General features: G+C 47.3%; 16 protein-coding genes and 1 tRNA gene. 6 read left to right on the top strand and 11 right to left on the bottom strand.

All coding sequences use genetic code 11. From position 1 onward, the window contains the following. Complete coding sequence (locus MKQ68_RS00745; RefSeq protein ID WP_264281672.1) at nt 1-807, top strand: AraC family transcriptional regulator; 807 nt, start codon at nt 1-3, stop codon at nt 805-807. Here the strand turns inward: MKQ68_RS00745 and MKQ68_RS00740 are convergent. After that, nucleotides 797-2,239 (bottom strand): IPT/TIG domain-containing protein, encoded by a 1,443-nt coding sequence (locus tag MKQ68_RS00740; RefSeq protein WP_264281671.1) that lies wholly within the window; start codon nt 2,237-2,239, stop codon nt 797-799. The genes MKQ68_RS00745 and MKQ68_RS00740 overlap by 11 nt on opposite strands. A gap of 194 nt (nt 2,240-2,433) precedes the next feature. Here MKQ68_RS00740 and MKQ68_RS00735 point away from each other — a divergent pair, with 194 nt between their 5' ends. Beyond that, complete coding sequence (locus MKQ68_RS00735) at nt 2,434-2,880, top strand: YqgE/AlgH family protein (protein WP_264281670.1); 447 nt, start codon at nt 2,434-2,436, stop codon at nt 2,878-2,880. Here MKQ68_RS00735 and MKQ68_RS00730 read toward each other — a convergent pair. Then, complete coding sequence (locus tag MKQ68_RS00730) at nt 2,877-3,143, bottom strand: hypothetical protein (protein ID WP_264281669.1); 267 nt, start codon at nt 3,141-3,143, stop codon at nt 2,877-2,879. The genes MKQ68_RS00735 and MKQ68_RS00730 overlap by 4 nt on opposite strands. A gap of 329 nt (nt 3,144-3,472) precedes the next feature. Between MKQ68_RS00730 and MKQ68_RS00725 the strand changes: the two genes are divergently transcribed. From MKQ68_RS00725 to MKQ68_RS00715, 3 genes are all read left to right on the top strand, one after another. Further along, entirely contained in the window at nt 3,473-3,775 is a 303-nt protein-coding gene (locus tag MKQ68_RS00725; RefSeq protein WP_264281668.1) for a DUF1330 domain-containing protein, read from the top strand. 70 nt (nt 3,776-3,845) lie between these two features. Then, complete coding sequence (locus MKQ68_RS00720) at nt 3,846-4,256, top strand: hypothetical protein (RefSeq protein WP_264281667.1); 411 nt, start codon at nt 3,846-3,848, stop codon at nt 4,254-4,256. Further along, complete coding sequence (locus MKQ68_RS00715; RefSeq protein ID WP_244837372.1) at nt 4,253-4,456, top strand: helix-turn-helix transcriptional regulator; 204 nt, start codon at nt 4,253-4,255, stop codon at nt 4,454-4,456. The genes MKQ68_RS00720 and MKQ68_RS00715 overlap by 4 nt, the downstream gene beginning before the upstream one ends. A 3-nt stretch (nt 4,457-4,459) precedes the next feature. On the opposite strand, the gene MKQ68_RS00710 is transcribed toward MKQ68_RS00715, so the two are convergent. The 5 genes from MKQ68_RS00710 to MKQ68_RS00690 form a co-directional block, all read right to left on the bottom strand. Then, nucleotides 4,460-5,221 (bottom strand): hypothetical protein, encoded by a 762-nt coding sequence (locus MKQ68_RS00710; RefSeq protein ID WP_264281666.1) that lies wholly within the window; start codon nt 5,219-5,221, stop codon nt 4,460-4,462. A 649-nt stretch (nt 5,222-5,870) separates the two neighbouring features. Then, complete coding sequence (locus MKQ68_RS00705) at nt 5,871-6,353, bottom strand: hypothetical protein (protein WP_264281665.1); 483 nt, start codon at nt 6,351-6,353, stop codon at nt 5,871-5,873. Continuing rightward, on the bottom strand, nt 6,350-7,744 hold the full coding sequence (locus MKQ68_RS00700; protein ID WP_264281664.1) for an OmpA family protein: 1,395 nt from the start codon (nt 7,742-7,744) through the stop codon (nt 6,350-6,352). Before MKQ68_RS00700 ends, MKQ68_RS00705 begins: the two co-directional genes overlap by 4 nt. Nucleotides 7,745-8,047: 303 nt before the next feature. Then, a tRNA-Met gene (locus MKQ68_RS00695) sits at nt 8,048-8,121 on the bottom strand. A gap of 59 nt (nt 8,122-8,180) precedes the next feature. Then, the gene (locus MKQ68_RS00690; RefSeq protein WP_264281663.1) at nt 8,181-10,268 is read right to left on the bottom strand and encodes an alpha-ketoacid dehydrogenase subunit alpha/beta; all 2,088 of its coding nucleotides are present in this window, start codon (nt 10,266-10,268) and stop codon (nt 8,181-8,183) included. Nucleotides 10,269-10,346: 78 nt separating this feature from the next. On the opposite strand from MKQ68_RS00690, the gene MKQ68_RS00685 reads away from it, so the two are divergent. Then, a complete protein-coding gene (locus tag MKQ68_RS00685) occupies nt 10,347-10,787 on the top strand; it encodes a MarR family winged helix-turn-helix transcriptional regulator (protein ID WP_264281662.1) in 441 nt (146 codons plus the stop codon). Between the two features lie 55 nt (nt 10,788-10,842). On the opposite strand, the gene MKQ68_RS00680 is transcribed toward MKQ68_RS00685, so the two are convergent. From MKQ68_RS00680 to MKQ68_RS00665, 4 genes are all read right to left on the bottom strand, one after another. Continuing rightward, complete coding sequence (locus MKQ68_RS00680) at nt 10,843-11,454, bottom strand: fumarylacetoacetate hydrolase family protein (RefSeq protein WP_264281661.1); 612 nt, start codon at nt 11,452-11,454, stop codon at nt 10,843-10,845. A gap of 192 nt (nt 11,455-11,646) precedes the next feature. Further along, entirely contained in the window at nt 11,647-12,216 is a 570-nt protein-coding gene (gene pth, locus MKQ68_RS00675) for an aminoacyl-tRNA hydrolase (RefSeq protein ID WP_264281660.1), read from the bottom strand. Between the two features lie 83 nt (nt 12,217-12,299). Continuing rightward, nucleotides 12,300-12,890 (bottom strand): 50S ribosomal protein L25, encoded by a 591-nt coding sequence (locus tag MKQ68_RS00670; protein ID WP_264281659.1) that lies wholly within the window; start codon nt 12,888-12,890, stop codon nt 12,300-12,302. 42 nt (nt 12,891-12,932) lie between these two features. Next, entirely contained in the window at nt 12,933-13,880 is a 948-nt protein-coding gene (locus tag MKQ68_RS00665; RefSeq protein ID WP_264281658.1) for a ribose-phosphate pyrophosphokinase, read from the bottom strand. Nucleotides 13,881-13,888: the final 8 nt, after the last annotated feature.

The following is a 13,888-nucleotide window of genomic DNA, read 5'->3' as shown; positions in this document are numbered from 1 at the left end:
ATGAGCACGGGCATATCGCGTTTACCCATCCAGTTTTCCTGCTACTTTACGAGAAGCAGGGCGGGCGAAAACTGGGTAGCGGAACATGCGCTGGGATATGTATTATCGGGCTGTCTCACCGTAGACGACGGCACTGCGACCTATACCTTTGAAGCAGGCGATCTGTATTTTGCGCGGCGCAACAGCCTGGCCAGGTTCAGCAAGGAACCCGGAACCAACGGCGAATTTCGTTCCCTATCTATCTACTTCGAACAGGAAACCTTACGCCAGTTCAGCCTCGAGTATCAGTATCACGCCTCTGCTGCTGCCGACAGCGTTGGCTTTTTTCATCTCGATGAGCAATCTCTATTAGGCCAATACATGCAAAGCCTGCAGGCTTACGAAAATGTATTAAGTGCACCCGGGGCAGATCATCTGCTCAACATAAAAAGAAAAGAAGCATTACTGCTACTCCTGCAAACTAAACCTGAACTGCAAAACATACTGTTCGACTTCTCCGAACCCGGTAAGCTGGACCTGGAAGCCTTTATGGAACAGAATTATCACTTCAATATAGAGCTGAAGCGGTTTGCCTATTTAACCGGCAGAAGTCTTTCCACCTTTAAACGGGATTTTGAGAAGATATTTCACGATACGCCCAGTCATTGGCTGGTGAGCCGTCGACTACGGGAGGCATATCATCTCATCAAAGAAAAAGGAAAAATGGCTTCGGATATTTACCTCGATCTCGGTTTCGAGGACCTCTCCCATTTTTCCTTTGCTTTTAAGAAACAATATGGCGTAGCGCCATCGACCCTTACGGCTTGAATTTAAACTCGAACAAACGACCTCCGGAAGTGATTCCATAAGGCACGCCATCGATCACATTCACGAATGAGATGATCAGGTTGCCCGTACCGTCAATCACCAGGCGCCAGGTGCCGCCGCTTGCGTCCGGCGTGTATTCCCATGTTTTGGCGCCTATAATAAAATACGCTTTCCCGTTTAAGGCAAATGCCGGTGTACTGAGGCCCACCGCCGGTTCAGGAATATCAGTTACCCGTACGAGAGTATTGGGCGCCGTAAAACGGAACATGCCATGGCGGGTGCCGTTAAGATCGATCAGTGCGGGGCCTACAAATACATCGTTATTGATTACGAGTGCATTGGCCCTTGTAAGCTCACGGAAGTTGCCGGTAAGCACTTTCGTCCAGCTTCCATTGCCCGCTGCGTCAAATTTGTACAGGTCCTTATTGACGCCGCCAAAGCCAGTATACAATACATCATTTAGTGTAAATGACAAAGAAGAAGCAGTGGCCACCGGTAAATCCGGCAACACATCTGCCGTATTGTTATCCGGATTAAAGCGCCACCATTTAGCGGTAGCATTACCATCTAACCCAGAACCGATGTACACCTTTCCGCCATGCACCGCAGCCGTAGCCGATGTATGATCAGGCCCCATCATATTGGCCGGCACGAACTGGAAAATCCATTGCGGCGTGGCGGCTGCCGGGTCGCAGGTCATGTAGCCTGCCTGCGTTTCGCCTTGCGTGAGTTTGGTAAAACCCCAGTATAACTTCTTATTGTACGCGAACGAGACCCCGTTGAAGAAGATACCGGCTGGTGCCGAATTGATCGGTTTGTTCACCCATTCTGCCAGCACGCCGGTATTTTTTACCGTAAAGTCCGACGCCGTTTGTAACCCTGTAGCGCCTACCTGTACATTGAATTTGAAAGTAGTAAGGTTGTTAAGCGAGGGCACCTTTACCTTGATTTCCGTGGCCGATTTGCTGATCACATCTATCGGGTTAAGGCCCACCCTCACGATCGGATCTGTACCGAAGTCGCGCCCGGTGATAGTCACCACCGTACCGAAAGGCCCTTCTTTAGGTGTGAAATCAGTGATAGCAGGTCCTATCGGATCTACCACAAAATCAGTGACCGAAGTACCGGTTTGTAGTCCGACCGTTACCTTCAGTTTGCCGGTAGTAGCGCCTGCGGGCACCGTTACCTTTAATTGGGTGGGGCTGAACGACGTCACCGTAGCCACCGTAGTGTTAAACGTTACGCGGTTGCCATTGGCATTGTTCGCAAAATTTTTACCGGTAATCGTCACCTCCGCACCAGGAATACCGTGTGTGGGGTTGAAGCTCGTAATTTCAGGAACAGGCACAGGTTGTTGGCCGGGGTCCTTGTCTTTGTCTTTTTTGCAGGCGGCAATCGTTGCCACGAGCAATAGCGGGAGTAACTTTCTCATGTTGGGATGTTTGTTTTTGGGGTGCTTTCGGAGACTTACAGAATGCATGGTTTCGCGGGGCGAATGTAGCGAATTGATGCATGAAACGCATCCTGGTTCACTTCGAGTGGTAAAAATGGAATACCAGATGGTGATAGACAAGGCTCGAATGTTACGCAGGTGTTTACGTCCGCCAGGAAACTTACCTTTGCCTCATGAAAGCTGGCCTGTTTATTAAAAGCACCTCGCTACTCGACGACTCCGTTTTCGAAGGCGTGTTAGTGTACATTGCCGAATACAACGCCAAAGGCGCTTTAGGTTTCGTGGTAAACCAACGCTTTGCCCGCGGCCTGAACGAACTGCAGGAATTCAGTTACCTGCAACCCTTCCCGCTTTACGTGGGCGGCCCGGTAGACCAGGAACATCTCTACTTCATTCACCAACGCCCCGACCTGATACCTGATGGTACACATATTGACGGCAACACCTATCTGGGCGGCGACTTTAAAGCCACCGTGCAACATATAGCGGCCGGTAAGCTGAGTGAGCAGGATATCAAAATTTTCATGGGTTACTGTGGCTGGGATGTTGGAGAACTGGATGCCGAGATCGAAGAAGGCAGCTGGGAAATACTGCAAACACCGGCAGACCCGTTCCGCTAGAACGTACGCACTGCCGTTACGATCACCAGCACCAATGACGCCGCACCGATCAGCAAGAGCGGCCCGTTGCCACGTATACCCATCAGCAATAAAGTGACGTTATAGATCAGCAGGTACAAGCCCATTCCAAAAAGTGTATACATTTTAGTCAGATCGTATGATCCGCCGCCTATGGAGTTACCTGCACTCAGGTGGTCGCGGATGAGGAAGACATATATCAGGATAATGATCGGTAATGCCAGCAGGGCGATTTTCAGTTTCATAGTGGTTGGTTTTAGTTGACGGGAATACTGATTGTCAGGCGCATTGGTTATAATTTGATGCGTAAGATAAGCCGTTTGTCGATAACCGTTATAAAAAGCGAGGGAGTGCCTGACATCCCCTTGCGTATACATAAACACCCGGTGAGCTGCAACTTAACAACCAGATAGGCATCATAGGGTCAAGGTATATCCAAAATAGGCATGCCGCCTCGCCTGGAGCGGGTTTCAGGAAATTTGCTTATACGCAGGATATACACAGGGTACAGGATGACTATTGGCATATCATTTTCCAGCGTCAGGATCGACCTTTGATTTGTAACTTAGGGATTATGCTCTACTTCACACAACTCATTTACATACACCCTGGCAAAGAGGCTACCTTTCACCAGTTTGAAGATTTGGCCCTGGCAGTGTTAGCCAAACATCACGGCAAATTATTACTACGACTACGCCCGGAACCACAGCAACTCATCGCCGGCGAGTGGGAAACCCCGTATGAAGTTCACCTGGTGAGTTTTGATACGGAAGACGATTTCCAGGCGTTTGCCCGGGATCAGGAGCGGAAGCAATTCCTACACTTAAAGGAGGCGTCGGTGAGCAGAATGGTGTTGATAAGGGGAGCGATGTTGTAAGACCCGATCATAAGAAATACTTGCTAAAATGTAAACTATACATTACATTTAGTAATGTAAACATTACATTATGAGCAAACATCCATTTCCGTATGCTTACTGGACGAAAGTACTGGGGGGATTGATCATGCTAGCCGGCGTCTTCAGCTTCTTTTTTCAACATCACCGCAGGCACGTGTATGACTTCAACGATCTGGCTGTCGGACTTAGCTGGGGACTGGTCTTCATCTTCTTTTCGAAAGAACGGACGGATGATGAAATGGTACAAAGCCTCAAGTTCAAAGCCCTGACCAGATCTATCATCATCGCGTTTTTTGCAACGCATATGTACAACTACTTCTTCCTTAACTGGCAGTTTGAAAGAGGCAAAGGCAACATCCTTTCCCTTTCGGCCTATCAATATTTAGCTTTGACACTTTTATTAGCGACCGGCTATTTTTACTGGTTAAAGCGACGAGTCACTTCAAATGAGGGGGAATGAGGAATTTTATTAAGGTTGAAAGAGCGCGGCAGCAGTTAACGCAGGCGGAGTTAGCCGATAAGGTTAAAGTTGCCAGACAGACGATTATCGCCATTGAATCGGGCAAGTTTGTACCATCGACGATACTGGCCTTTAAGATCGCCACTGTATTGGCCTGTAAAGTGGATGATCTATTTAGCTTAGAGGAACTTGATTGGTGATTATTACGCCACCTTCTTCGTCCTTAACACTCCCCTGATCGCTATAACAGCTTCCTCTACGCCGGTTGGCAACAAGGTGGCACGCTTCTCTGCGGCAACGGTGTCTAATCCGGTTGTTACGTTAATGCCTTCGCCACTGGCCACGGATAAACGAAACTCCTGCACTGGGATCGCGCGCTGGCCTTGTGGCAGGCGATAAGTGCCCGATATCTCTTTAGTAGCTACCGAAACGATGTCCTTATAATGATATTCAAAGGTCATTTCATTCAGCGTGTGGTGACGAACGAACTGGTAGGTGCAGGCGTAAGCGCATAACTGATGCTCCTGCAAATGAAGGATGGTTACCTGGTAAACGGAGAAACGCAACGCGCGATCCTTTCCTCTTCGTACCATCAATTCCTTCTGTGTAATGCCCCGCCACTTCCAGTAAATGGGAGATACGATGACCAGGGGATTACGCAATTGCGTTTGTTTGTCGATACCTAACTTTTCATACGATTCTTCTACGATCCCGGACACGCCCTCGTGCAGCCAGGCGTCGATCTCGGCATCCGAAGGTGCGGACATCAACATATACAGCTTGTAGGCAAGCAGGGCGGAAGATACGAATAGCATCAGGAGAGATACATGGCTGGCATCCGGGGCGGTCTTATTATCAAAAGTTACATATGCCATTAGGGGAAGCACCCAAAATACCACGAGGGGTGTTGCTTTCGAGATGGAAAAGTATTTTTTTATCTGCACTCGTTTTTGTCGTGTGTTCATCGGGTGTATGGTTAGTTTTTCAAAAAGGTGGCTACTTTCTTGATCGTGAGTTCCGGCAGATCGCTGTTTAAGCGGCTTGGAGTGAAGACGCGGGTTACGATGGCGTTGTATGCGGTGAAGCATGGGATTGTGGCGATATAATGGCTGAATCAAAAGTTGAATGAAAGATTTAAGCATTGCTCAAAACCAAGATCGACTTGATCCGGCACCTGAATAAAAAAGCTGACCATTACTTTTGATCAGCGCCTCATGTTATGGTTCCCGATTATTGGGGGCTAATTGCCCCCGTAGTGCATGCGAAAACGGTTTCTTTAATCATTATGCGCTGACAGGCGGATTATAGCTGCCTGGAACTTTTGCTCCGAGGAAAAAGAAAAAGGGCATTTCCAAGATTTTCTTGAAAATACCCTTTCTGTAGCGATATCAGGAGAAGTGTTGAACCAATCATTACATAGTTTGCTAGCTTTTGACGATTTGCTCTGTATTGATCCGTTAACTTTATAACGATAAGAAACCAAGATGGAAAATAATCAGATCATTATTTATCAGACACCAGATGGGGAATTATCGATAGATTTTACACTTGAACAGGATAGAAAACGGCAAAAGAAAACCAGCGCCAGATGGCGTGGAGGTGCTACGGTTATTTTCAGAGGATGGCTATATCGGAGAACTGTGCTTTCATTTCCCCCAGAAAACCTGTTGAAAACGTTTTGGTCATGGCATCTCCTTTTACAATTTTTTTGAAGCCGGTAGCTTCAGCACCTAAAATAAAATAACCGCTCGCTTTGCCGTTTTCCACTTTCTCTATCACTAGTTTGCAATTGGGGCTTGCTTTGGGTAATTTATCCTGCAGCCCGTCTGTGTAGAAGTTGGCTTTGTGGCCGTTGGCGATAAAGGGTACAAAATTTTGGATATGATTATTCCTCGTGGCATCATAGTACAATTTTGCCTTTGTTTGCAGAATTGTGGGGAGTTGTTTGCCGTTGGCCTCCTGCGCTTCTTTGTACGTATAAGTGCCGGCTTTTAATTCATTGGTAACCGACTGTATTTCAATTTCGAAAAAATCTTCCTTGCTGTTTCCTTCCTCTTTTGATGCAACCAGTTTGAATCGGTCGCTCCCCGATTTCATAAAAAAGGCATATTGGAGGGGGTGTTTAAAGATTTACTTTGCAATTTAACAGCGCCTTCTCCTGTAGAGGAAACAGTGCTGGTGGTTGCCTTGGCCTGCGGGGATGCGGTTCTACCAGCCGACGATGCGGTGCCTCTGTAGGTATCCGCTGCTGCTTTTATGATAAATTCCACTCTGCGGTTTTGTGCTTTACCTTCAGCCGAATTGTTGTCTGCAATGGGTTGAGTTTCTCCGCGGCCTTCCGTTTGCAGCATATCGTTGCTCAATCCAAATTCTTTAACGAGTATTTGTTTTACCGTTTCGGCCCTTTGCTGCGATAGCTTAAGATTAGCAGCGTTTTCGCCATCACTGTCTGTATGGCCGACAATTTTTAAAGGTTCTGTGGCATCTTTTAACACGGCAGCTATTTCCTTCAAGGCGCCCATGCTTTCCGGGCGCATTTCGGCGGAGGCGGTGTAGAAGAGTAAATTGCTGATGATCTTTCCCTGGGTAAAGGCGGCCCTGGTATCGGGCACGTCTTTGGCTACGCGGATATTGCTCAGGTAGAAGCGGGCGTTGGTATTGTAATGTGCCGAAAACGCCAGTAAATTGGGGATGGCTTCGGGCCTTACACCATTATTTACGTCCAGTATTTTTTTATCATTGAACCAAAAGCGGAAACGCTTGCCTGTAACGGCAATGCTTATATGTGCCGGTTTTTTAAATGATTGGTACAATCTTTCGCGGTCTATAAAACGCGTATTTTCACCGCCATTATTACCTGAACTTCTAGCGCTGCTAAAGTCATATGTTGATCCATCTTTTTCAATCCTGAACTGCACCATGATCTGTTCTTTTGTGCTCAGATCTCCGATCAGGCTTTCGTCTGTAACCATACTACCGCCGGAATTGGTGAGCATAACGTACAGGTCTGCCGATTGAGTTTGTGCCGGATCCATAAAAACATCGAACTCAATCGTGAAATGATCGCCCCAGGATTGTTTTTTATTCCTGATGATATTAATAGCGCCTGACTTCTGTAGCAGTGTAATCCATTTACCTTCGTTGCCTTCAATTGTTACCACTTCGCTTAAGTTGGAGGTAAGCCATCCGGCAGGTGTTTCTCCGATATTATCTTGTTCGAAGTTATCGTAATAAATAACTGTTTTGCCAGGAATGAAGTCGAATTTGCTGAACACCTTTATGGTGTTCGATTCTGTTGGCGAATCATTTCCTTTGGCGGGACTGGCACCCGATTTAGCGTCGTTACTTTGGTCTTTTTTTGACAGCTTATCAGTTCCGCTTTCAATTTTATCTACTACCTTTTCTTTCAGCTTTTTCAATAGCTGCGCCTGGGATGCGCTTACAATCAAAGTTAGCAGCAATGTGAGGATGTACGGTTTGTTCTTCATTTTGTTAAGTATTAGAGCCGGTGTCGGGGCGTTGATGTTATTTTCGAACACAAATCTGAATTTTTCGCAAGTGGAAGGCAATCCCCTAAAAACGGGATTTTTCGTTTTTCAGGATTGGGGTACTGTTCGGTGTAGCATGTAAATACTTTCATTCAGATTTTTGGGGGATAAGCTGAAAACGGCTTAGGCTTTGGGGGTATGAAGTTGTGCAAATAACAATGGGGATCGGAATTGGGAATGGATTTAGAACGGCGGTATGTAAATAAAAAACCCGACAACAGTTTTATTTGTTATCGGGTTCTGTAGCGAGATCGGGAGTTGAACCCGAGACCTTTGGGTTATGAATCCAACGCTCTAACCACCTGAGCTACCTCGCCATTTCCCCGTTAAGGGAGTGCAAAGATAACGGCAAAATCTTGAAATCCAAAAGAGATTTTCAAAAAATTAATAATTCAGTATCTCTGCTATCAACGTCGCTACTTTCTCGGCATTCGGCAACATCTGTTGCTCTAAATCCATGTTCAACGGTACCGCCGGTAAATCCAGCGCACCGAATGTGTAAACTGGCGCGTCCAAGTAACGGAAACACTGTTGTTGAATACGCGCGGCGAATGACCACGAAGGAGTTATTCAACTGCTCTTCTGTAAGCACCAAACATTTGCCCAGCTTACGAACGGTTTCAAACACAAGCGACTCGTCCAGCGGAAATAGTGTACGCAAATCGATAATGGCCACCTGCCCGGGATAGCGGGCCGCTGCAGCTTTTGCCCAGTATACGCCCATTCCGTAAGTGACAATACACATCCCTTCGCCTTCCTGCACTACTGCGCCTTTGCCTAAGGGCAAAATGTAATCTGAATCAGGTTCAATGGTCATGGCATCCTGGGTGCCGGGTACTTTGCTCCAGTACAGACCTTTGTGCTCGAGCATCACGACGGGGTTGGGATCGAGGAAGGCGGCTTTCATGAGGCCTTTCATGTCGGCGGCGTTGGAGGGATAAACGATCTTGATGCCTTTGATGCTGAGTAAGGTTGTTTCTACGGATCCGGAATGATAAGGGCCGCCGCCGCCGTAGGCGCCGATCGGTACGCGGATTAACGCTTGTATAGGAAACTTGCCGGCGGTGAGGTAACATGACTTTGATATTTCACTCACCAATTGATTGAAGCCGGGATAGATGTAATCGGCAAACTGCACTTCCACGATCGGCTTCACGCCTACTGCGGATAAGCCGACAGTACTACCGATGATGTAGGCTTCCTGGATCGCTGTGTTGTACACTCTTTCGTCACCGAATTTGGAGGCGAGTGTGGCGGCTTCGCGGAATACGCCGCCAAGCCGGCCACCCACATCCTGACCATATAAAATAGCTTCCGGATGTTCGCGCATGAGTTCTTCGATAGCGTGCAGGGCTGCATCGACCATTACGACTTTGGCGCCGCCACGTGGGTAGCGTACGCCTTGTTCTTCGGTCACGGGTGTTGGGGCAAAAACGTGGTCACGCACGGATGATGTATCAGGATCATCGGCGAGACGAGCCATATCAAACTGGGAGGCGATGTATTTGTTGGTTTCTGATTTTACGTCGGTTAATACGGTTTCCTGTACGCCTTTCTCCAACAGGCGCTGACATATTTTTGTAAAGGGATCGTGTTGCGCGTGGCGTTCTAAATTTTCGGGGGTGCGGTACCATTCTTTTCGAACACCGGAGGTATGGTGGCCTAACAGCGGCACGCGGGCATGCACTACGATAGGCTTACGTTCCGAACGAACATAGTCGATGGCGGTTTGCATGGCCTGGTAGCTTTCTTCAAAGTCGCTGCCATCGACCCGAAGCCGCTCCATCCCCTTAAAACCTGCTGCATATTCATAAGCATCCATAGCGCGGGCTTCAGCGGAACTGACGGAAATACCCCACTCGTTATCCTGCACCAGATAGATGATGGGCAATTGTTTCAGCACGGCAAACTGCCAGGCTTCACTCACTTCCCCCTCTGTTACGCTGCCATCGCCCAAGGAACAAAGTACAACGGGGCGCTCCTCTCCTTGCACCAAACCACTGCGCTCCAGGTACTGGATGCCCTGGGCCATGCCGGTGGCTGGGATTACCTGCATGCCGGTAGCGCTGCTCTGGTGGGGAATAATAGGCTTGTCAGGCTGGCGGCTGGAAGGATGGCAGTAATAAGACCTGCCGGCGCTGAAAGGATCGTCCTTTTTGGCCAATAGCTGCAACATCAGTTCATAAGGGGTGAAACCCATGGCCAGCATCATGCTATCGTCCCGGTAATAGGGACTAACGTAATCACAGGGCTGCAGTAATAACCCGGCGGCTAGCTGAATGGCCTCGTGCCCGCGGGAGGTGGAATGAACATATTTGCAAATGGAACGGTTGGCCTCGTACTTGTCCGTCATAGCCATGGACATGCACATCAGGCGATAAGCGCGAAGTAATAAAGCCTTCTCGCGGTCGTGGCGGCTGTCTGCCGCTTTCAAAGTTGGAGTGCTTATACTATCTTTAGTCACGGTAAGACTGTTTTGGTGGAATCAGCAGTGTTATTAATAGTTGCTATAACAACTATTGCTATTACAAATATAAGCGATATGCCCGATACTTTTGTCAGTAATCCCTCTTTTTTTAAGTTGGATTCGACCCTCAAGAAGCTGCGTAACTATTGGCAGAAAACCTTCGACGACCTGAAAAAGGATATTACAGTAGACCAGTGGTTGCTACTGGAGAACATTTATAAGTTTAAGAAGATTACTCACAATGAACTGGCGCGTGAAGCGGCCAAGGATATTACAACAGTATCCCGTATCATCGAATTGCTGGTAAAAAAGGAGTTGGTGGAGCGCGAAGTGTCGAAAGAAGACCGCAGGAAAGTGTTTCTGACCCTCACGGATGCGGGTATCAAAAAGTACAAAGATGTAAGACCAATTGTGTTGGAGATGCGCAAAGTAGGCTGGAAGGACCTTACAGAGGATGACTACAATGAACTCACGCGGATACTGGACGCCATTTATGCGAACGTCCCATCCCGATAAAAGATAAAAAGGGAGAGAGCATTATGCATGTTCTTCTCTCCCTTTCTATATGATGCTATTTGATCATAAATTCGAGCAGACTATCATTTTCGATAAAAGCTTCCAGCTTATCGCCTATTTCTACGGGGCCCACACCTTCGGGCGTTCCGGTAAAAATGAGGTCACCAATATTTAAAGTAAAGAACCGGGAGATATAGGCTACCAGCTGATCGAAAGAGAACAGCATATCCCTGGTATTTCCCTGTTGGGTGATCTCTTTATTTTTATAGAGGCAAAAATTCATGTCGGCCTTGTCTTCTATTGATTCGAGGGGAATAAACTTGCCCACAACCGCGGAGTTATCGAACGCTTTGGCTATTTCCCATGGCAAGCCTTTTGCCTTCTGCTTTTCCTGCAAATCGCGCGCAGTAAAATCAATCCCTACAGAAATGGCATCATAGTAACGGGAGGCGAACTTTTCCTGGATATGCTTGCCGTTTTTTGACACGCGCAACACCAGTTCACATTCAAAGTGAAGATTGTCCGTAAACTCCGGATAATAAAATGGGTGGTTATTCTGCAATAAAGCATTTTTGGGTTTCATGAAAATCACGGGCTCGGAGGGCACTTCGTTCTTTAATTCTTCTGCATGTTTGGCATAGTTTCTTCCAACGCAGATAATTTTCATAATGCGTATTTTGTAAGGTTAATAAAGCCTATGGTTAATCCCATAGTCCATCGGTTGTGTACCATTTAAGTGCGTGATTTCCTTCTCGCGAATGCACGGCCGGGATCATCAGCAATCAATGAACATTATCATGGTCTATAGTGGTTAAGGTTGGGGACCTTCAAGCATGAAATATACAATTTCCTGTACGAATCAAAAAGTCAGGTTATTATAATTATTCATAGTGCGCTGTGTCCCAACGGCCGCGAAGCTTTCGATGATTTCGCAGCTCTTGTCTATTTTCTGTAAGACGATTGGCATTTCCGTGTCTTTCCACTTGCCGAGAACAAAATCGACCTGTCGTCCCTTCGGATAATTGTTCCCGATCCCGAAGCGTAAACGTGGATATTGGTTGGTTCCCAGTACTTCCTGAATACTCTTAAGTCCATTGTGCCCGGCATCACTTCCACCGGGGCGTATACGCAGTGATTCCAGCGGCAGGGCCAGATCATCCACAATGACAAACACATTTTCTATTGCTATCTTTTCTTTATCCATCCAGTATTTAACGGCTTTGCCGCTCAGGTTCATGTAAGTGGTAGGCTTTATGAGGACAAAAGTTTTGCCTTTCCATTTACATTCCGCTACATCGGCTAACCGGTCCAGATTAAAAGAAACATCGTGTTTACGGGCAAAAGCGTCTACCACGTCAAACCCTATATTGTGACGAGTTTGCGCATACTCCGTGCCAATATTTCCTAATCCGACAATTAAATACTTCATAAACCGATTTCCAAAACTGCTATCAAAAATAAAAAGCCCGGCGCATAATACAGCCGGGCTTTAAATATAAATCTTTTGCCAATTTATTTTTTCTTAGCATCCTTATCAGCAGCAGCTTCTTCCTGACGCAGCTGACGGGTCATTACCACAGATGCTACGGGAATACGGGGAGAGTTGAGAATTTCTACGTTTTCCAACTTGATGTCTTCAACGCGGATGTTAGAGTTCAGCTCAAGACCGTCGATGCTTACTTCGATGTTTTCGCGGAGGTACTGAGGTGTAGTTTTCACTTTCACTGCAGCCATTTTGGTAACCAGTTTACCACCTGCTTTAACGCCGGGTGACTGACCAACAAATTTCAGCGGCAGGGTAGCTACTACTGGCTTACCTTCTACCAGTTCCAGGAAGTCGATGTGCGTGAGTTCGTCAGTAACGGTATCAAACTGCAGATCTTTCAGGATCGCTTTGTAAATTTTACCGTTTACTTTGATTTCTGCCTGCTGGAATTGTGCGGTGTACACGAGTGGTTTGAAAGCGGTCGCCGGAGCGGAAAGGCTCACGGTTTCTGCACCCCCGTAAATAACACAAGGCACTTGTCCCTCAGAACGAAGCGCGCGGGTGGCTTTTTTGCCGTATTCGCTCCTGAGAGTTCCTTCGATGGTTATTGTTTTCATTGATTAAACATTTATGTTTTTAAAAAAATCCGTTGTTGAGAATCAACCTTTCCTGTGGCTGTGAACGAACAGGCTGGTGATCGATTTGTTTTCGTGCATGTTGCGGATCGCTACGGCAAACAATTCTGCTACACTGATCGGTTTGATCTTCGGACAATCTTCCCTGATCGCGATGGTATCACATACCACCAGTTCGTCGAGTACAGAATTTTGAATATTTTCGTAGGCTTTGCCGCTCAGCACCGGGTGCGTACAGAAAGCTCTTACACTTCTTGCTCCCTTTTCCATCAGCAATCCCGCTGATTTCGTAAGCGTACCGGCTGTATCCACGATATCGTCGATCAGCACAATATCTTTCCCTTTCACATCCCCGATTACCACCATCGAAGCGATTTCATTCGCCCGTTTACGGTGTTTGTCGCAGATAACCATTTCAGCATTGAAGTAAGAAGCTACTTCCCTCACCCTATTGGTGCTACCTACGTCGGGGGACGCAAAGGTAAGGTTTTCCAGCTTCAAATTCTCTATGTATGGGATAAAAATCGCCGAGCTATCCAGGTGATCCACCGGGATGTCGAAGAAGCCCTGGATCTGCGGAGCATGCAAATCCATGGTTATCACACGATTAGCACCGGCAGTGGTGAGCAGGTTGGCTACCAGCTTAGACCCGATGGCCACACGCGGTTTGTCCTTCCTATCTTGCCTGGCGAACCCGAAATACGGAATTACCGCAGTGATGTAGCCGGCGGAAGCACGCTTCGCGGCGTCGATCATCATCAGTAGCTCCATCAGGTTGTCTGTGGGCGCATTCGTGCTTTGCACCAGGAAAACATAGTCGCCCCGGATGCTTTCCAGAAAAACCGGCTGAAATTCACCGTCGCTGAATTTCTGGATATTCACTTTACCAAGACCGTTACCGTACCTGGCAGCAATCTTCGCGGCCAGAGCCGGATTGCTGTTGCCTGTAAATATTTTGACAGATGGATTCATAAATGGAA

It is taken from the genome of Chitinophaga horti, assembly GCF_022867795.2.
Classification (GTDB): Bacteria; Bacteroidota; Bacteroidia; order Chitinophagales; family Chitinophagaceae; genus Chitinophaga; species Chitinophaga horti.
The sequence above is the reverse complement of the archived record's forward strand: the minus strand, read 5'-3'. Positions and strand labels throughout refer to the sequence as shown.